Source organism: Peribacillus sp. ACCC06369 (assembly GCF_030348945.1).
Classification (GTDB): Bacteria; Bacillota; Bacilli; order Bacillales; family DSM-1321; genus Peribacillus.
The window spans coordinates 3467859-3485314 of the sequence record NZ_JAUCEN010000002.1 but is presented as its reverse complement, the minus strand read 5'-3'; the positions used below and the strand labels follow the sequence as shown (position 1 = coordinate 3485314).

The following is a 17456-nucleotide window of genomic DNA, read 5'->3' as shown; positions in this document are numbered from 1 at the left end:
TCTAGAGCGGCCTATTTGCACGTACGGATGTTACCGAAGCAATCCCATATTGGGAGCTTCCTTAAGTATGATATCGATTGCCAATAAAATGAGCAACAGATGAGAAGAGGTGCTACTACTTATGAATAAAGGACAACGACATATAAAAATAAGGGACATTATAACTAATAACGATATTGAAACCCAGGATGAGCTGGTTGAAGAACTGAAATTAGCTGGATACAATGTAACTCAAGCAACTGTTTCAAGGGATATTAAAGAGCTTCACCTAGTTAAGGTCCCTTTAACGGATGGAAGGTATAAATACAGCCTGCCAGCCGACCAACGTTTCAATCCACTTCAAAAATTAAAGAGAATCCTGGTTGATGCATTTGTACGTATTGACGCAGCCAATAATTTACTGGTTATGAAGATGCTCCCGGGTAATGCCCAGGCAATTTGTGCATTGATTGATAATTTGAATTGGCAAGAGATACTCGGGACGATTGGCGGCGATGATACTTGTTTAATTATCTGCCGTTCTGAGGAAGATGCAAAGATCATTTCCGGCAAATTCTTGGACATGCTCTAATAATTTTGTGAGGTGACCTAGTTTGTTAACAGAACTATCGATTAGGAATTTTGCGATCATAGAAAGCCTGTCCGTTTCATTTGAGAAAGGCTTGACTGTCTTGACCGGAGAAACAGGGGCAGGGAAATCAATCATTATAGATGCCGTTCATCTTTTGGTTGGGGGACGTGGTTCGGCAGAATTCATTCGGCATGGTGAGTCCAAGGCCGAAATAGAGGGATTATTTCAAATTGAAGATGAAAAACACCCGGTATTTGCCAAAGCAGAAGAATTTGGACTGGATATGAATGATGGGATGGCCATTCTTCGAAGGGATATTTCACAGAGCGGCAAAAGCGTTTGCAGAGTAAATGGAAAACTTGTAACGATTGCCATTTTACGCGAGATAGGAAGGACATTGATAGATATTCATGGTCAGCATGAACATCAGGAATTAATGGATGAACGACTCCATCTTCCTCTGCTGGATCAATTCGGCGGTGAAAAAATCGCCTCTGCACTCACGGAATACCAAAAGCTCTATAAACGTTATGAAACCGCTTCAAAACAATTGAATGGTTTGAGCCAAAATGAACAGCAAATGGTCCACCGTCTTGATTTGATCCAATTTCAATTCGATGAAATTCAAAAAGCTGATTTGAAACTACGTGAAGATGAAGAATTAATGGAAGAGCGAAAGAAAATTAATAATTTTGAAAAAATTCATGAAGCGCTGCAAACCAGTTATAATGCTTTAAATGGAGAGCAGCATGCAATTGATTGGCTTTCCGTAGCCATGAATAACCTGGAAGAAGCCGCAGGCCTTGATGAAGGTTTAAAAAACAGCTCCGAAACCGTTTCAAATAGTTACTTCCTGCTTGAAGAGGCAGTGTCAAACATCCGGGATCAATTAGACTCTTTGGACTATGATACAGAGCGTGTCGAATTCATTGAAAGCCGCCTTAATGAAATAAATCAATTAAAACGTAAATACGGGCGGACCATCGAGGAAATCCTGGAATATGGTGCAGGCATAGAAGAGGAAGTCGAAAAGCTGCAAAATAGGGAAACGCATATAGCGAAGCTTGAAAAGGAAATGAAATCCATCAAGGCCGATTTAATTGTTGAAGCAAAGAATCTGTCTGAACTTCGTCAGACATTCGCTCAGCAGTTAACCAAAAAGATCCATCAGGAATTAAAAGATTTATACATGGAAAAGACCATTTTTGAACCACATTTCCTTCAAACGGCTTATACTTTCGATGAGTTGTCAGATAGGGGCATTAATCAGTCGGGGCTGGATTCGATGGAATTTTATATTTCCACAAATCCAGGTGAACCGTTAAAACCTCTATCTAAAATCGCATCGGGTGGAGAACTCTCGAGGATCATGCTGGCTTTGAAAAGCATTTTCTCCAAGCACCAAGGCATAACGTCCATTATATTTGATGAAGTGGACACCGGTGTGAGCGGACGGGTTGCACAATCCATCGCTGAAAAGATCTATAAAGTGGCAACGGGATCTCAAGTACTGTGTATATCCCATTTACCACAAGTGGCAGCTATGGCGGATACTCACTTATTCATAGCGAAAAATGTAAGGGCCGGACGCACGAATACCTCGGTAAAGCCTTTAATTGAAACGGAAAAGATAAAAGAAATTGGCAGGATGATTTCTGGAGTCGAGATTACGGATTTGACGAAGCAGCATGCCAATGAATTAATCCAGCTGGCAAAAAGGTTGAAAATCACATCTTGATGGACAGGTAAAGTAGATAATTTAAACTTATCATAAGCATCCATTGTAAAGCTATCCAAAAACGGATAGCTTTTATTTTGTGCATCTGTTATAAATGACTGTCTTGAGGGCTAAATTAAAGGTGTAGCCATAAAGTTTCAGAGAGCGAGGAGAGTGAATGGGTTGAAATTTGTATGGATAAACAGGATCATCGGTGGAATTCTCCTTGTTTCGCTATTAACATTAGGGTTATACCAGCCATCTCGTGAATATTTTTTAATTCCAAATCATCTTGTACTATTTGAAGGAAGTCAATATAGTATTTCCAAATCATTGCCTGTTTCTGCAAAAGCTTCGGGATTCAGTGATGGGATTTCGCTTCATGATGAGCAAGCTTCAATTACGCTTGGTGCTGAGAAACCAGGTACGAATGAAGTGTTGCTGGATGTAGCAGGCTTGCCCGCCAAAAAGGTCGACATTAGGGTGTTGAAAGACTTTAAAGTCATGCCTGGAGGCCAATCCATTGGAGTGAAGCTAAATACTCTCGGAGTGCTCGTAGTAGGTCATCATCTTATTGATACTGCGCAGGGGAAAAAATCACCAGGAGAAAAAGCGAAAATTGAAATCGGTGATATTATTACAGAAATCAATGGTCAGACGATAAAGAAGATGGGGGATGTAACCCCTTTTGTTCAGCAGGCAGGTGAAAAGGGTGAGGCGTTGAATCTAGTCATAAACCGTGATAATGAAGTGCTTCATAGCACCCTTTTACCTCTAAAAGATAAGAATGAAGGAACTTACAAATTGGGTTTGTATATCCGTGATTCAGCAGCTGGCATCGGAACGATGACATTTTATCACCCTGATTCGAAAAAATATGGAGCATTGGGACATGTCATTTCCGATATGGATACCAAAAAGCCGATTGTTGTAAAAGATGGACAGATTGTTCAATCGACGGTCACGTCCATTGAAAAGGGAAGCAATGGTGATCCTGGAGAAAAATTGGCACGCTTTTCTTCCAACAAAGAAAAAATAGGAAATATCAATCGCAATAGTCCCTTTGGGATTTTTGGGAAATTAAATCAAGATTTTAAAAATGGGATTAATGACAAGGCTCTCCCGATCACCCTTTCCCATGAGGTAAAGGAAGGACCAGCAAAAATCCTGACTGTGGTGGATGGTTCTAAAGTGGAGGAATTCGATGTGGAAATCGTCAGTTCCATACCACAGAAGTTTCCTGCGATTAAAGGAATGGTCTTAAAAGTGACGGATAAAGAACTGCTTCAAAAAACGGGCGGGATCGTTCAGGGTATGAGCGGCAGTCCTATCATACAAAATGGGAAATTAATCGGTGCAGTCACCCATGTATTTGTTAATGATCCTACAAGTGGGTATGGAGTCCATATCGAATGGATGTTAAACGAAGCCGGTATAAATATATACGACAAAGATAATTATGAAAAGGCAAGCTAAAGAAACCGGGTATCCTTTTGGATGCCCCTTTTTAATTGATTAGCCCAGGTCATGGATGGTAATTAAATATGATTTCTTCAAAAAATAGAGGTTTTTTTGAAACGTTGTGATAAAATGATAACGAAATGAAGATTTTTCGACAATCGGTTTATTCGAATAGCAAACGAAGTCGAAAACAAGAGATATCCGGAGAATAATATTGAATTCCTTATATTTTTTCAAAAATAAAAGGAATTTAGTTTCCATTGTCGAAAAGTTCAATTACAATAGAATTTAGTCATATAGAAAAAAAGACCAATTGTAGTTGAGGAGGAAATCAAGCGTGAAAAAAATTAAGGTGTGCGTTGTAGACGATAATAGAGAACTTGTTGGCCTTCTGGAAGAATACATTTCAGCACAGGAAGACATGGAAGTAATTGGGGTGGCACATAACGGTCAAGATTGCCTGGGTATGCTTGAAAGTGTTGATCCGGATATATTGATTCTCGATATTATCATGCCTCATTTAGATGGATTAGGTGTACTTGAAAAACTTCGTGAAGTAAAACGGGGTGCTATGCCTAATGTCATTATGCTTACTGCCTTTGGTCAAGAAGATGTAACGAAAAAAGCTGTTGATTTGGGCGCGTCTTACTTTATCCTGAAACCTTTTGATATGGAAAATCTGGCCAATCACATTCGTCAGGTAAGCGGTAAAGGGCAGTCGGTTTTAAAAAATCATAGTCAGTTTAGCTATCGTCCCCAAAATGAAGCCAAGCCGAAAAACCTGGATGCCAGCATCACAAGCATCATTCACGAAATTGGAGTGCCTGCACATATCAAGGGCTATTTGTATTTAAGGGAAGCCATATCCATGGTATATAATGATATTGAACTATTGGGTTCGATCACGAAAGTTTTATATCCGGATATCGCAAAAAAATACAATACTACGGCCAGCCGTGTTGAAAGAGCCATCCGACATGCGATTGAAGTGGCTTGGAGCCGTGGCAATATAGAATCCATTTCATCTCTTTTCGGTTATACTGTCAGCATGACTAAGGCAAAACCTACAAATTCCGAATTCATTGCCATGGTTGCCGATAAGCTTCGTCTCGAACATAAAGCTTCTTGACAGTAGGGGAACACCGGTGTTCGGATTCAGGATAACAATTGACCAAATAAAGGCTAGAGCCACTAAATATAAATAGGAACTCTCCGTCTGGTGGTATGGACAGGAAGAAGTTGCTTTGTGATTTTTTCTAATCGGCAACTTCAATTTTTTTACGCTGCCGGTTAAAAAAATTAAACGCCTTTTATTTATTGGATTTGCAGGAAATCCAATAAATAAAAGGCGTTTTTGTTTGCGTGAAAAAGCGACACTAATTATCTGAATCACTAATTTTTTAAACGGATTTTGGCATTATGGGTCCTTTTCTTAATTTTTAGATTATAATTATAGGTATATATATAGTGAATAAGGGGTAAACAAATGATTTATGAAAAAAATAAGTATTTTGCATTAGAAGTGGATATTGAAATGGTATTTTACCGTTTTTAAAAAGGCTTTTTCCATTCTTCAATTTAATCCCATCCCCATCCTATTGAATTTTCCGCAAATCATGCTGGAGAATGTCAAACAATAGCTGCTGATAAATGTCCGCAAGTGTAAAACTCAATTGTTCGGATAACTACCTTAAGGGAACTTTTCAGTTATTATGGGGGATATTTTAGAAAACCTTCTACGAAGAAAATAATCACCTCTATTTCGATTAAAGAAGATGAAAATAATTTATCGTTTCTGTTCATAAAATTGGGTTATAACAATTTTTGGGAGAGGCGGCGTTTCATCATGACCTTAATCTTTGCACATCGAGGCTCTGCAGGAACACATCCGGAAAATACGATGTCGGCGTTCAAAGAAGCTGCCCGTGTTGGGGCGGACGGTATTGAAACGGATGTCCAACTCTCGAAAGATGGAGAAGTGGTCATCATTCACGATGAAAAGCTCGATCGGACCACGAATGCCTCAGGGTATGTAAAAGGCCGGACCTTGATGGAGTTGAAAACTCTTAATGCGTCCTCAAACTTTAAGGGTAAATTGGGTAAAGAAAAAATTCCGACGCTAGAAGAACTATTTATATGGCTTAAAGATAACCAGCTTGTTTGTAATATTGAATTGAAAAACACGCTTTTTCTGTATCCAGGCTTAGAAGAGAAAGTCATAAGGCTCATTCGTGCCTACGAAATGAAGGAAAGGATAATCCTTTCTTCTTTCAATCATTATAGTTTGGTTAATTGTCATCAATTGGCACCTGAACTGGAAACGGCACTACTTTATAGGGATGGTCTATACATGCCATGGATATATGCCAAGGCAATAGGCGCGACCGCAATCCATCCAAATATCAGGTCTGCCTCTGATGCACTAATTCAAGCATCGTTGAGCCTGGGTGTTCCTGTACGGCCCTATACCATTAATAAGGAAGCCGATATGAAGCGATTATTCAAATTGAGGTGCAGTGGCATCATTACCGATTTTCCTGAGGCAGCCGTACGGGTCAGAGAAGGACTTAAATCAACATAAAGAAAAAGGTGCCCAATTATACATGGCACCTTCTTTTTACGTTTAAAATTTATTGAACCTGCTTTGGACCTTATTTTGTTTTCGATCTCGATGAAGGACGAAGCCTGCGATAAAGGCTATTCCGCCAATCGTAATAAGCAGTCCGATTAAAAATTGCAGCCAAAGGACTGGATAGGGAGGCTGTAAAATACCGAACACCATGTCCCTCATTATTTTAATGCCATAGGCAGCAAAGGCCCCGGGTATAAAAAGAATCAAAAAAGCGATTAAACGTTTCATGCGGCCAAATCCCTTCCGAAAATTCCGTCTTTTAAAAATGATAAAGGATATAAAATATTTGTCAAGTTTCGGGAAACTAGAAAATGACTGGAAGTTAGAGGCTGTTTTTAAAGGATGCCAATATGGTAAAATGAGGTGTGAAGTATGAAAAAAATTGCAGAGATATATCTAATAATAGGGTAATTATATCTTAAGGGGGATGGCTCATGCAAAAAGTCATGATAGTAGGGGGAGGAGTGGGGGGGACAACGGTGTTGAAACTCCTCTCGGAAAGTGAAGTATTCTCAATTGTTTGTATGGCTGATACGAATGAATCCGCTGAAGGGATGCTTGCTGCAAAAGAAAGAAGGATTCCTACAGTGACTGATTGGAGCGAGGGATTGGATGGGGATTTGGATATCATTTTTGATACCACTGGAGACCCGACTGTCTATAGTAAGATAAAACGGGATATGAGCGATCAAACGATACTCATTCCTGGAAGTGTCGCCCTCATTATGACAAAGTTGTTTGAAGAGAAAAATCGTTTAATAAATAAATTGGAAAATACCTCGGCAAAAATGGACTTGATCCTTAATACGACCAGTGAAGGAATGGTGGTGATTGATCATGATGGATTCATCATCATGTTCAATGATAGTGCGGAACGAGCATCTGACACAAAGCGCGAGGACGTGATAGGCAAACATATCAAAGATTTCGTTCCTTCAACTGGATTACTACGAGTGATGGAAACGAACCAAAAAGAAGTGAATCAGGAGATTACCCTTACTAATGGGATGGAGCTCATAACGACAAGGATTCCTCTGGTGAATGCCGATAAGGAAATCATAGGGGCTTTTTCCGTGTTTCGGAATAAAACGGAAGCTGTACAATTGGCGGAGCAGATCACTGATTTAAAAGAGATACAGACGATGCTCCAGGCAATCATCCAATCCAGTGATGAAGCCATCTCGGTCGTGGACGATCAAGGGAGGGGACTTTTGATCAATCCGGCATATACAAGAATCACTGGCTTAACCAAGGACCAAGTGATTGGTAAGCCGGCTTCCATCGATATTTACGAAGGTGATAGCATGCATATGAAAGTGCTTCAGACAAAAAAGCCTGTTCGGGGTGTCAATATGCGTGTCGGCCCAAAACATAAGGAAGTGATTGTTAATGTTGCTCCAATCATTGTGGATGGGTGCCTGAAAGGTAGCGTTGGCGTCATTCATGATGTATCGGAAATTCAAACCTTGACTCACGAATTGAATCGGGCAAGACAGATTATCCGGACATTGCAGGCTAAATATTCCTTTGATGATATAATAGGGGCTTCCGAAGAGATGAAGCTTCCCATCGAACAGGCGAAATTATCGGCAAGGACACCGGCTACCGTCTTATTAAGAGGGGAATCAGGGACCGGCAAAGAGTTATTTGCCCACGCCATCCATAATGCGAGTGATAGGAAATTCAATAAATTCGTTCGTGTAAACTGTGCGGCCATCTCGGAATCATTACTCGAAAGTGAACTGTTCGGTTATGATGAGGGAGCGTTTACAGGGGCAAGCAGGGGCGGAAAGGTCGGTTTTTTTGAAGAGGCAAATCAAGGAAGCATCTTTTTAGATGAAATTGGTGAATTACCAGCTAACATCCAAGCTAAATTACTTCGGGTTTTACAAGAACGGGAAATCATCAGAGTGGGGGGGACAAAGCCGATTTCCATCAATGTCCGTGTCATAGCCGCCACGAATATCAATCTTGAACACGCCATTGCAAACGGATCATTCAGGGAAGACTTATATTTCAGGCTGAACCGCATGCCTATTTTCATTGCTCCTTTACGAAAACGAAAAGAAGATTTGAGGGAATTGGCGGAGCATTTGATTCATAAAATCAATCAGGAGTATGGACGGAGCATAGAGGGGATTACTGAAGCAGCTATACATAAGATGCAAATCTATAACTGGCCAGGGAATGTAAGGGAACTGGAAAATATCTTGGGACGGGCTATCATTTTCATGAAATTGAACGAGACAATCATTGATATACAGCATATTCCTGATTTTATCGAAGAGATTCCATTAAAACAGGAGAAACTCTTAATGGAGCCTTCTGGCTACGTATCGGGTAAACCGCTCTCGGAGATAATAGACCAGTATGAAGCCGAAATCATTCAGCAAGCGTTCGATACCCACAAGGGAAATAAAACAATTACGGCAAAAGCGTTGGGTATTTCAGTTAGAAATCTATATTATAAAATGGAAAAATTAAAATTGTGAAAATATTTGCATGCAAGCAATTGCATAGTATGAAAAAAACTGCACAGAATTTTCTGATTTATTTTAATTTAAGCGAGAGTTCACTTCCAACATGAAATTTTTTTGAATTTGTTATAGGCTATAGTTGCTCAATATATTAACCAGCATCTCCTTTTTTTGGGTGAAAAGGCTCTCATTATTTAATTTATTGGCATGTTATTTGCATATTTAAAGGTGCATGGATTTTTCAAGGGAACCATTCCCAATGGGGAAAATATCATGTGATTAGCGGATTTTATTTAAAATGAACGTAGTGACCAGTAAGAATGAGGAGTGATTCAGTGTCCTCATATCTGACATTTATTAAAACATCTAGGGAGGATTCCTGTATGGAAATTTTTAAATATCTTGAGAAGTATGATTACGAACAACTGCTATTCTGTCAGGATAAACAATCGGGTTTGAAAGCGATTATTGCCATTCATGATACGACATTAGGACCAGCACTTGGTGGCACAAGGATGTGGACGTACGCTTCCGAAGAAGATGCCATAGAAGATGCTTTAAGGCTTTCGAAAGGAATGACATATAAAAACGCAGCGGCCGGCTTGAATTTAGGCGGGGGAAAAACCGTCATCATCGGCGATCCTCGCAAGGATAAAAATGAAGAAATGTTCCGTGCATTCGGAAGGTATATCCAAGGGCTGAATGGGCGTTATATAACTGCTGAAGATGTAGGGACCACGGTTGAAGATATGGATCTCATCCACGAGGAAACGGATTTTGTCACTGGGATTTCCCCTGCATTCGGTTCTTCAGGTAACCCTTCGCCTGTAACTGCATATGGGGTGTACCGCGGTATGAAAGCTGCTGCAAAAGAAGCATTCGGCACTGATTCATTAGAAGGCAAGGTTGTTGCAGTCCAAGGCGTCGGGAATGTAGCTTATAACTTATGCCGTCACCTTCATGAGGAGGGCGCTAAGCTGATCGTTACCGATATCAATAAAGAAAGCGTGGCACGTGCGGTTGAATCCTTTGGGGCGACTGCAGTGAATACTGATGAAATTTATGGGGTTGAATGTGATATCTATGCTCCTTGTGCATTAGGTGCCGTCATTAATGATCAAACAATTAATCAAATTAAGGCGAAAGTCATTGCAGGTGCAGCCAATAATCAATTGAAGGATCCTGTTCATGGTGATCAAATTCATGAAAAAGGCATTATATATGCTCCTGATTATGTAATTAATGCAGGTGGTGTCATAAACGTGGCTGATGAACTTTTAGGGTATAATCGAGAAAGAGCCCTTAAGAAAGTGGAAATGGTTTATGATACGATTGAACGAGTCATGGAGATTGCCAAACGCGATCAAATTCCAACTTATAAAGCAGCGGACAGGATGGCAGAGGAGCGCATTGCTCGTATGCGGAATTCAAGAAGTCAATTCTTGCAAAATGAAAAACATATCTTGAATGGAAGAAAATGAATATAATTGACAAGATATGGATTCCTGTGTTTTTTTAAATATAAACACAGGAATTTCAACATGGATAATGTAATGAAACATAGGACAAGTAATAACGGTGACAATAGTGTGTATTTGTGAGGAGGAGTGGTTTTGGCTGAAGAATTTGACCTCGTTATCCTCGGAGGAGGAACAGGCGGGTATGTGGCAGCAATAAGGGCTGCTCAATTAGGATTGAAAACGGCTGTCGTGGAGAAAGGCAAGCTCGGCGGAACGTGTCTACATAAAGGTTGTATCCCTTCAAAAGCACTTTTAAGGAGTGCAGAAGTTTATCAGACTGCAGTGAAAAGTGAGGAATTCGGTATTGTAACCGGGGATGTAAAGGTGGATTTCCTTAAGGTACAAGAAAGAAAGAATAAAGTCGTCGATCAACTCTATAAAGGTGTTCAGCACTTGATGAAACAAGGGAAGATAACGGTTTATGAAGGTTTAGGACGTATACTTGGTCCATCTATATTTTCACCGATGCCTGGGACAATTTCAGTGGAAATGAATAATGGCAGTGAAAATGAAATGCTCATTCCTCAGAATATTATCATTGCTACCGGTTCGCGTCCGAAAACACTGCCCGGTTTAACAATTGACGGGGAATTGGTGCTTACATCGGATGAAGCTCTAAAGCTTGAGATCCTGCCGAAATCAATGATTATTGTAGGCGGTGGGGTTATCGGCATTGAGTGGGCTTCGATGCTGAATGATTTTGGTGTGGAAGTAACCGTACTGGAATATGCCGATAGGATCATTCCGACTGAAGACCAGGATATTTCCAGTGAAATGCTTCGTCTCCTAACTAAAAAAGGCGTCAAATTCATTACAGGTGCCAAGGTATTGCCTGAAACCCTGAAAACGGATGTTTCAGTATCCATTTCTGCTGAAGTAAAAGGATCGGTAGAGGAATTCACAGCTGAAAAAATGCTGGTATCCGTAGGCAGAACAGCAAATGTTGAAGGGATCGGCCTTGAAAATACAGAAATTGTGAAAGAAAAAGGTTTTATTGAAACCAATGACTTCTTTCAAACGAAGGAAACGCATATCTATGCGATCGGTGATTGTATCGGCGGTCTGCAATTGGCTCACGTTGCCTCCCATGAAGGTATTACTGCCGTTGAACATATGGCAGGCCAAAAACCGGAACGCTTGGATTATTCGCTCATTTCAAAATGTGTGTATTCAAGCCCTGAAGCGGCAAGTGTCGGTTTGACGGAAGAACAGGCAAAAAAGGAAGGCTATGAGCTTAAAATTGGAAAATTCCCATTCCGTGCAGTTGGTAAGGCCCTGGTTTTCGGGGAAGCGGATGGTTTTGTCAAAATCATTGCAGATAAGAAAACGGATGATATACTGGGCGTTCATATGATCGGTCCACATGTTACGGATATGATTTCAGAAGCGGGACTTGCAAAAGTGCTTGATGCGACACCTTGGGAGGTAGCCAAGACAATTCATCCACACCCAAGTCTTTCTGAAGCAATCGGAGAGGCGGCGCTTGCTGTCGATGGACTTGCCATTCATTCATAAAGAATAAGGTCAGGAGGTTTTATGATGGTAGAAAAACGTCATGAACAATTAGGCTTAAATGAGGAAACTGTTTTAGATATGTACCGGACAATGCTTTTGTCCCGCAGGATTGATGAGCGTATGTGGCTTTTAAACCGTTCCGGGAAAATTCCCTTCGTGATTTCCTGCCAGGGGCAAGAAGCTGCGCAGGTTGGGGCAGCGTTTGCGCTGGATCGGCAAAAGGATTATGTACTTCCTTATTATCGGGATGTAGGTGTGGTACTTACCTTCGGAATGACAGCAAAAGACTTGATGCTTTCAGGTTTTGCGAAAGAGGAAGATCCCAATTCAGGCGGACGCCAAATGCCTGGCCATTTCGGTCAAAAGAAAAATAGGATCGTCACTGGTTCATCACCTGTAACGACACAGGTCCCGCATGCAGTTGGAATTGCCCTTGCTGGGAAGATGGAAAGCAAGGATTTAGTAACATTCGTTACGTTTGGTGAAGGTTCATCCAATCAGGGCGATTTTCATGAAGGGGCCAACTTTGCAGGTGTACATAAGCTGCCGGTCATTTTCATGTGTGAAAATAATAAATATGCGATTTCCGTTCCTATTTCGAAACAACTATCATGTGAGAATGTTTCCGACAGGGCGATTGGCTATGGGATGCCTGGAATAACGGTGGATGGCAATGATCCATTGGAAGTGTATGCAGCAGTGAAAGAAGCGGCTGACCGTGCACGAAGGGGAGAGGGGCCTACCCTTGTAGAAACCGTCTCATATAGGCTCACTCCTCATTCAAGTGATGATGATGACCGAAGCTACCGGACAGCGGACGAAGTGGCCGAAGCCAAAACGAAGGATTCCATAATAACATTTGGAGCGTATTTAAAAGAAGCGGGAATCATGGATGATGATCTTGAGAAACAAATGAATGATGAAGTCATGAAGATAGTCAACGAAGCAACTGATTATGCTGAAAATGCTCCATATCCGAAGGCTGAAAGTGCTATGAATCATGTGTATGCACAAAAGTAAGGGGGTAATAGAATGCCAGTGATTTCTTATATAGATGCCGTGACAATGGCAATGAGGGAAGAGATGGAACGTGATTCCCGTGTATTCGTATTGGGAGAGGATGTTGGAAAAAAAGGTGGGGTCTTTAAAGCCACTAACGGTTTATACGACCAATTTGGTGAAGCCAGGGTCATCGATACACCGCTCGCTGAATCTGCAATTGCTGGAGTGGGAATTGGAGCCGCCATGTACGGGCTTCGGCCAATAGCTGAAATGCAATTTGCTGATTTCATCATGCCTGCCATTAACCAAATTGTTTCAGAGGCAGCTAAAATTAGATACCGTTCTAATAATGACTGGAGCTGTCCTATGGTAATCCGTGCTCCTTATGGAGGAGGGATTCATGGAGCTCTTTATCATTCGCAATCGGTTGAAGCGGTTTTTGCTAATCAGCCGGGCTTGAAAATTGTGATGCCTTCCACTCCATATGATGTCAAGGGGTTGCTTAAAGCTGCCATTCGTGATGAAGATCCAGTTCTTTTCTTTGAACATAAACGCGCATACCGCTTGATTAAGGGTGAGGTACCCACTGAAGATTATGTACTTCCAATCGGTAAGGCGGATGTGAAAAGGAAAGGGGAAGACATTACTGTCATATCCTATGGCCTTTGCGTGCATTTTGCTCTCCAGGCAGCAGAAAAATTAGCTGCAGATGGAATCTCTGCACATGTTCTTGACCTTCGCACCGTCTACCCTTTAGATAAGGATGCTATCATAGAAGCAGCTTCTAAAACAGGGAAAGTTTTACTGGTTACGGAGGATAATAAAGAAGGAAGCATTATGAGTGAGGTCGCAGCCATCATTGCCGAGAATTGCCTTTTTGATTTGGATGCCCCTATAAAACGATTGGCCGGACCTGATGTACCTGCCATGCCATATGCGCCTACGATGGAAAAACATTTTATGGTGAACCCTGATAAAGTGGAAAAAGCGATGAGGGAATTGGCCGAGTATTAATGACTGTTAAGAAGGAGGAACGATTTATGGCAATGGAATTAATGAAGATGCCTCAACTAGGCGAAAGTGTCACAGAGGGAACCATCAGTAAATGGCTTGTAAAGCCTGGGGATCATGTCACGAAATACGATCCGCTAGCTGAAGTGATGACGGATAAAGTAAATGCTGAGGTTCCTTCTTCCTTCACCGGCATCATCAAGGAATTGAAAGCGGAAGAGAATCAAACGTTGGCAGTCGGGGAAGTCATTTGCTCGATTGAAGTTGAAGCGGCAAAGACGGATAACGACAACGCAGGCCAAGCTGTTTCTCGTAGCGAGGAAAATGTTGATGCACCTGTTACAAAAAATGTGCAGCAAGCAGGTGAACCATCAAGGAAAGCTCGCTTTTCACCTGCCGTGTTAAAACTTTCCCAGGAGCATGGGATCGACCTTTCAAAAGTGAAAGGAACGGGGAATGAGGGACGGATCACCCGTAAAGACCTATTGAAACTTGTTGAATCCGGTACTCTTCCTAAGGCGGATGAACCTTCGGCAATATCCGATTCGGCTCATGAAGAGAACACGCCTCCAATTAATCGTCAAACTAGTGCAGTGACTACTAACGTGCCGACTGCTATTGGTGACAAGGAAATACCTGTTACGGGTATCCGTAAGGCAATTGCATCCAATATGTTAAAAAGTAAGCACGAAATTCCGCATGCATGGACGATGGTGGAAGTCGACGCAAGCAATATGGTGAAGTTGCGTGATAATCTCAAGTCCGGCTTTAAACAAAAAGAAGGCTATAATTTAACTTACTTTGCCTTTTTTGTAAAAGCGATTGCTCAAGCCCTTACGGAATTTCCAGAGCTCAATTCAATGTGGGCTGGCGATAAAATCATACAAAAGAAAGAAATCAATATTTCTATAGCCGTTGCAACTGAAGATGCCTTATTTGTACCTGTCATAAAAAATGCAGATGAAAAATCAATCAAAGGTATAGCAAGGGAGATACAGGAACTCGCATCCAAAGTGAAGGCGGGTAAGTTAAAAGCAGAGGATATGCAAGGTGGCACGTTCACTGTCAATAACACTGGCTCATTCGGTTCAGTCCAGTCCATGGGAATCATCAATTATCCACAGGCCGCCATTTTACAAGTTGAAACGATCGTAAAACGTCCAGTGGTCATAAATGACATGATTGCAGTTCGGGATATGGTGAATCTCTGTTTATCACTTGATCATCGTGTTTTGGATGGACTGGTATGCGGACGTTTCCTCGCAAGGGTTAAAGAAATCATCGAAAAGATTTCCAAAGACAACACTTCCATATACTAAAGTGAAGAAAAAGGAAGGCCATTAGGTTCCTTCCTTTTTTTTGCACTTTTATTTTTCAGTAGAAAAACATCGACAAAAATTTTATTTTTGCTATTATTTTAATTAGAGCTGTTCTAATACAGATAAGGGGCTGTACTTCATTTTAAATAGGAGAAATAGGCTTTTGGTTTCCCTTACAGCAGCTTTGCTAATTTCTATTAACATAAATTTCAAGAAAATTATGATAGAATGTTAGTATAATCCAGATCAAATTGATGGGAGGGTGGTTTTCTTATCTAAACCGACTGAGCGTTCGTTCTCCAGTGGAATGGACCAGGCATTTGAGGCGGCAGACGATAAGAAAGCGATTACAGATGGAACTGAAAGATGTGAAAAACATAACCTTTCCTAGGCCTTCTTTTGAAGAGTGGAAAGAAGCTGCGGAAGCCAGTTTAAAAGGAAAAAGTATTGAAAAGTTAAAAACGAATACATATGAGGGCATCACGTTATATCCGCTCTATACAGAAAAGGCGGATTCGACAGTAAATGTATCTGAATTGCCAGGATTCTTCCCTTTCACCCGAGGAACGTCCCCAATGGGTTATTATGAAAAACCTTGGCTTGTCGTTCAACCTGTAAGCGGTATCACGGCAGAAGAGGCAAATGAAAAGATGAAGGCCTCATTCAAGCGCGGTCAAAATGTTGTGGCATACCCTGCACGATTGCTTGCTGAGGGGGCAAGGGCTGAAAAGTTGTTTAAGGATATCCCATTAAAGGAAATCCCGATTTTCATTGACCTTAAGGGGAAACAAAAAGGATTATTCCCGCAGTTCAAAGCTATTGCCGAATCGCAAAATGCCCAATTGACAGGTGTAGTTGCAGAAGATCCCATTGCAGAATGGCTCATTGGCGGACAGCTGCCAGAAGATACGGAAAACTATTTTGCAGACTGGATGAAGACGATCCAAGATTATCAGAAGATAGGCCGGGATTTAAAGACAGTTTTGATTAATACGGCAGTTTATCATAATGGAGGGGCTAATGCCGTTCAAGAAATAGCGTACGGATTATCCGCAGCCGTCCAATATCTATTGGAAGGGCAAAAACAAGGGCTTTCTATTTCTTCAGTATCCGAAAGAATAGTATTTTCGTTTGCAGTGGATTCCAATTACTTCATGTCCATCGCTAAACTGAGGGCTGCCAGGAGGCTTTGGGCAGGTCTTGCTGAAGCCTTCGATACAGCTCAGGACCATTTTAAAATGGCCATACATGCTGTTACTTCCGAATTGACAGAAACGCTATATGATCAGTACGTCAATATTCTTCGGACCACAAACCAAGCTTTCGCTGCAGCTATTGGAGGCATTCAATACCTTCAAATTCATCCATTTACTCACGCAACTGGTGAAGCTGATGATTTTTCAGAAAGAATCGCCCGCAACACTCACCTGATATTAAAAGAAGAAACAAATATCACGACAGTGGTCGATCCTGCTGGCGGTTCATGGTATGTTGAGCAATTAACGGATGAATTGGCTGAAAAGGCTTGGGCGAACTTCCTTGAAATCGATGAAGCTGGGGGGATTTTAGAGCTAATTAAGCAAGGCACCCTGCAGAAAGAAATAGCCGAAGTTTACCAAGGCAGAGTTCAAAATGCGGCTTTCAGAAAAGAAAGAATCATCGGAACGAATGTATATCCGAATCCAGCGGATAAGATTAAAACTCCGACACAGGATAACCAAGTGTCATATATGAAAGTCGAGAAACCGGTTGGCATTACGCCAATTTCCAGGAATCGGGTATCCATTCAGTTCGAACAGATAAGACAACGCAGTGAAACGTATAAAGAAATAAGTGGAACGGCTCCAACGATTGGTTTAATTAACTTGAAAAATCTTAAATCCTATAAACCCCGTGCAGATTTCGTTAAAAGTCTGGCTGCAGCAGGAGGTATTGAAACACTCGGTAGTAATGGGTGTCAAACCATTAAGGACGCAGTTGATTACGTAGCTGCCACCAAGCTCCCTGTTTATTGTGTTTGCGGCAGTGATGGTGACTACTCGGAATTAGCGCCAATCACCATTAAAGAAATCAAAAAGCAATTCCCGGAAATCAATATTTATATAGCTGGCAAGCAGCAAGAAGAATTGGAAATTACACTAAGTGAAGCCGGAGTCAAAGATTTTATCCATGTTAAAACGAATGCAATAGCCATTTTATTGGAATTTTTGCAGAAGCTAGGGGTGAACTGA

14 protein-coding genes are annotated in these 17456 nt (G+C 41.3%); 13 read left to right on the top strand and 1 reads right to left on the bottom strand.

What is annotated here, in order from left to right:
• Window positions 1-121: 121 nt before the first annotated feature.
• The 5 genes from ahrC to QUF78_RS17700 all read left to right on the top strand — a co-directional run bounded on the left by ahrC (window position 122) and on the right by QUF78_RS17700 (window position 6330).
• Window positions 122-571: a transcriptional regulator AhrC/ArgR gene (gene ahrC, locus QUF78_RS17720; RefSeq protein ID WP_061144401.1), complete on the top strand. Its 450-nt coding sequence runs from the start codon at window positions 122-124 to the stop codon at window positions 569-571.
• Window positions 572-593: 22 nt separating this feature from the next.
• Entirely contained in the window at window positions 594-2309 is a 1716-nt protein-coding gene (gene recN, locus QUF78_RS17715; protein WP_289315714.1) for a DNA repair protein RecN, read from the top strand.
• A gap of 162 nt (window positions 2310-2471) precedes the next feature.
• Window positions 2472-3764, top strand: a complete 1293-nt coding sequence (gene spoIVB / locus QUF78_RS17710) for a SpoIVB peptidase (RefSeq protein WP_289325697.1) — start codon at window positions 2472-2474, stop codon at window positions 3762-3764.
• Window positions 3765-4086: 322 nt separating this feature from the next.
• Window positions 4087-4878 (top strand): sporulation transcription factor Spo0A, encoded by a 792-nt coding sequence (gene spo0A / locus QUF78_RS17705; protein ID WP_289325696.1) that lies wholly within the window; start codon window positions 4087-4089, stop codon window positions 4876-4878.
• Between the two features lie 717 nt (window positions 4879-5595).
• Window positions 5596-6330 (top strand): glycerophosphodiester phosphodiesterase, encoded by a 735-nt coding sequence (locus QUF78_RS17700; protein WP_289325695.1) that lies wholly within the window; start codon window positions 5596-5598, stop codon window positions 6328-6330.
• Between the two features lie 42 nt (window positions 6331-6372).
• Here QUF78_RS17700 and QUF78_RS17695 read toward each other — a convergent pair whose 3' ends face one another.
• Complete coding sequence (locus tag QUF78_RS17695; RefSeq protein ID WP_101222519.1) at window positions 6373-6609, bottom strand: DUF2627 domain-containing protein; 237 nt, start codon at window positions 6607-6609, stop codon at window positions 6373-6375.
• 206 nt (window positions 6610-6815) lie between these two features.
• Between QUF78_RS17695 and QUF78_RS17690 the strand changes: the two genes are divergently transcribed.
• From QUF78_RS17690 to QUF78_RS17655, 8 genes are all read left to right on the top strand, one after another.
• Complete coding sequence (locus QUF78_RS17690; protein WP_289325694.1) at window positions 6816-8873, top strand: sigma-54 interaction domain-containing protein; 2058 nt, start codon at window positions 6816-6818, stop codon at window positions 8871-8873.
• 368 nt (window positions 8874-9241) lie between these two features.
• Window positions 9242-10339, top strand: a complete 1098-nt coding sequence (gene bcd, locus QUF78_RS17685) for a branched-chain amino acid dehydrogenase (RefSeq protein WP_289315719.1) — start codon at window positions 9242-9244, stop codon at window positions 10337-10339.
• 132 nt (window positions 10340-10471) lie between these two features.
• On the top strand, window positions 10472-11893 hold the full coding sequence (lpdA, locus tag QUF78_RS17680; protein ID WP_289325693.1) for a dihydrolipoyl dehydrogenase: 1422 nt from the start codon (window positions 10472-10474) through the stop codon (window positions 11891-11893).
• A 24-nt stretch (window positions 11894-11917) separates the two neighbouring features.
• Window positions 11918-12913: a thiamine pyrophosphate-dependent dehydrogenase E1 component subunit alpha gene (locus tag QUF78_RS17675; RefSeq protein WP_289315721.1), complete on the top strand. Its 996-nt coding sequence runs from the start codon at window positions 11918-11920 to the stop codon at window positions 12911-12913.
• Between the two features lie 12 nt (window positions 12914-12925).
• Window positions 12926-13909, top strand: a complete 984-nt coding sequence (locus QUF78_RS17670) for an alpha-ketoacid dehydrogenase subunit beta (protein WP_289325692.1) — start codon at window positions 12926-12928, stop codon at window positions 13907-13909.
• 26 nt (window positions 13910-13935) lie between these two features.
• On the top strand, window positions 13936-15225 hold the full coding sequence (locus tag QUF78_RS17665; RefSeq protein ID WP_289325691.1) for a dihydrolipoamide acetyltransferase family protein: 1290 nt from the start codon (window positions 13936-13938) through the stop codon (window positions 15223-15225).
• A 262-nt stretch (window positions 15226-15487) separates the two neighbouring features.
• A complete protein-coding gene (locus QUF78_RS17660) occupies window positions 15488-15616 on the top strand; it encodes a hypothetical protein (RefSeq protein WP_289325690.1) in 129 nt (42 codons plus the stop codon).
• The gene (locus QUF78_RS17655; RefSeq protein WP_289325689.1) at window positions 15594-17456 is read left to right on the top strand and encodes a methylmalonyl-CoA mutase family protein; all 1863 of its coding nucleotides are present in this window, start codon (window positions 15594-15596) and stop codon (window positions 17454-17456) included. The genes QUF78_RS17660 and QUF78_RS17655 overlap by 23 nt, the downstream gene beginning before the upstream one ends.